The organism is Nonomuraea sp. K271 (genome assembly GCF_009908215.1).
GTDB classification, from domain to species: Bacteria; Actinomycetota; Actinomycetes; order Streptosporangiales; family Streptosporangiaceae; genus Nonomuraea; species Nonomuraea longispora.
On the sequence record NZ_JAAAHR010000344.1, the window covers coordinates 1 to 2,238 of the forward strand.

1 protein-coding gene and 2 pseudogenes are annotated in these 2,238 nt (G+C 71.5%); all 3 read left to right on the forward strand.

What is annotated here, in order from left to right; genetic code table 11:
• Window positions 1-268, forward strand: a pseudogene (locus GUY59_RS46735) (hypothetical protein); the annotation flags it as partial.
• A gap of 134 nt (window positions 269-402) precedes the next feature.
• Entirely contained in the window at window positions 403-1,692 is a 1,290-nt protein-coding gene (locus GUY59_RS46740) for a hypothetical protein (RefSeq protein WP_138208801.1), read from the forward strand.
• Window positions 1,693-1,840: 148 nt separating this feature from the next.
• A pseudogene (locus GUY59_RS46745) lies at window positions 1,841-2,238 on the forward strand (cell division protein); the annotation flags it as partial.

Sequence of the window (2,238 nt, forward strand, 5' to 3'; positions counted from 1 at the left end):
GTCCCCGGCGGCCCCGGCACCGGCCCTGGCCGTCGCGCCCGCGTCGTCCGCAGCTCCGAGGCGGGAGGATCGGGTGGTCGTGCCGGCGGGCCAGGTGACCGTGAACGGGCGGCCCGCGATCTTCGGAGCGGACACCGACCCCGTGCCGCTGGCCCAGGAGGACCGCGAGCCCGCCGAGCGGCCCGAATGGGTCAGGGTGACGGCCGGACGCACCAGGGTGGTCCGGGCCGCCCCGGGCGGATGGACATGGGCCGAGGTGGAGGAGTGACCGGGGTGAACATGACGTGAACGCCTACTTCGCGTCGGAATCCCCGTGAAGTAAGGACCTGCTTCTCATTGAACGTTGTTGATCGTCCGGATATTGTGCGAATGCCCACGATCACCCCCTGGAAGTAAGGTGCCATGCGACTGCGGCAGCTCTTCGTCATCGGACTGGCCCTCTCCCTCCTGGGCATCGGCGTTCCCGCGTGGTCGGAGGACGACCCGAGGAGCTGCAACGACCTCCTCTCCGACGACACCCCCGCGTACGTCGTCTGCCGCTGGATGGCCACCCCCGAAGAGGCCGCGGACATCGCGAACTTCTGGCTCCAGAACGACGGCGAGCACATGGTCGAGGCGGGCCCGATGGACCCGATCACGATCGACTGCACCCAGCCGGGCAACGAGTGCCCGACGGACTCCGAGGGCGACGGCGAGGCGCACGACAGCGGTTCGCCGGACGTTCCGGGCGCCGAGGACGGCGGTACGCCCGAGTGCCGGAACGGCGAGGAGTGCTACGTCGACGGCAGCGGCATCACGCCCGAGCAGAAGGCCGCCGCCAAACAGACCCCGGCGGGCCAGGCCGCGCAGACCGTCTCCCAGACGAACATGCGCGTCTGGATCGATGCGGAGCTCGCCGATGACTACAAGGCGGGCAAGCTCGCAGAGGCCGCCAAGAAGGTCGCCGCGCTGGCCGCCGCCCAGCCGGGGATCGTGGGGGTCAGGTTCACCTCGAAGCTCGGCGCCGACGCCCAGACGTTCGCCACCCCCGAGGAACTGGACGCGTTCGTCACCGAGGCCACGACCACGCTGCGCGGGATGCTTCCGGGCAAGAAGCTGGCCGCGCACACGGTGGTGCCGCTCTTCGGCTGCGGCTCGAACGACGCCTGCAAGACCGAGATGACCAAGAAGTATCCGCTGCTCGACCCCGAGCGCATCGGCGCCTGGCTCGCCAAGGGCCTCATCGACCAGCTGGCCCTGGACAGCGGCCACCTGGCCACGGAGTACGCCACCTGGAAGATCGACGCCGCCGAGGCCCAGCGCAACCAGTGGATCCAGGTCCGGGCCCGCGCCTGGGACGCCTACGCGCAGATCGCCGCCGAGGACGCCACCTTCGCCGCCGCCGGCAGCGCCCAGCTGAACGAGGAGCAGGCGGCTCAGGCCATCACCGACCGCGTCGCCGCCCCGCTGCAGGACGACGCCGCCGAGACGGTCACCCTGTGGACCCGCTGGCAGGACGGCCAGGGCCAGGTGAACCGCGTGTACGGCGAGCAGTGGGCCGCCAACACCACCTGGGACCAGCTCAAGAAGCTCGGCACGGTCCGCCCCCGCCTGGCCACCGTCTACGACCCGGACAACCCCGAGGTGGACGTGGCCACGGACCTGAAGAACCTGTCCGAGGTGTTCGGTCAGATCTACCTGCACGCCGCCTGATCGTCCGTCCGCCGAGCCGGGCATCGCCTCCAAGAGGCGGTGTCCGGCTCGTTGTCATGGGGTCATGGTGACCTGCGGGGTGTCCGGGGCCGAGCTTCGGTATCTTACGACCTCGAACCACCCAAACCCCTACAGAAGGGAACGGCACGTGTCGGACGATGCCGGCCTTCAGGCGCTCCGCGATGCGGCGCGTCTCTCCCCGGACAACCTCCCCCTGCGCCGGCACCTCGCCGGCCAGCTCCTCTCCCGCGGCTACCTCGCCGAGGCCGAGGCCGAGTTCCGCGCCGCGCTCCCGCTCGCGCCCAGGGACACCGAGCTCACGGCCGGGCTGGCGGAGGCGTTCATCAGACAGAGCGCACACGGGGCCGCGCTGGCGGCGCTCGAACCGCTGCTCGACACGCCCGGCCACCCGCCCGTGCTGGGCGTGCTGGCGGCCAGGGCGCTGCTCGGAGAGGGCGACCAGGCGCAGGCGGCCCGCCGCTATCACGAGGCGGTATCCCGCGACCCGTCCGTGGGCGACGCCGACCTCGCCGCCCGCCTCACGCC

Coding starts and splice junctions, on each gene's coding strand:
- GUY59_RS46740 (WP_138208801.1), top strand. CDS start 403: ATGCGACTGCGGCAGCTCTTCGTCATCGGACTGGCCCTCTCCCTCCTG.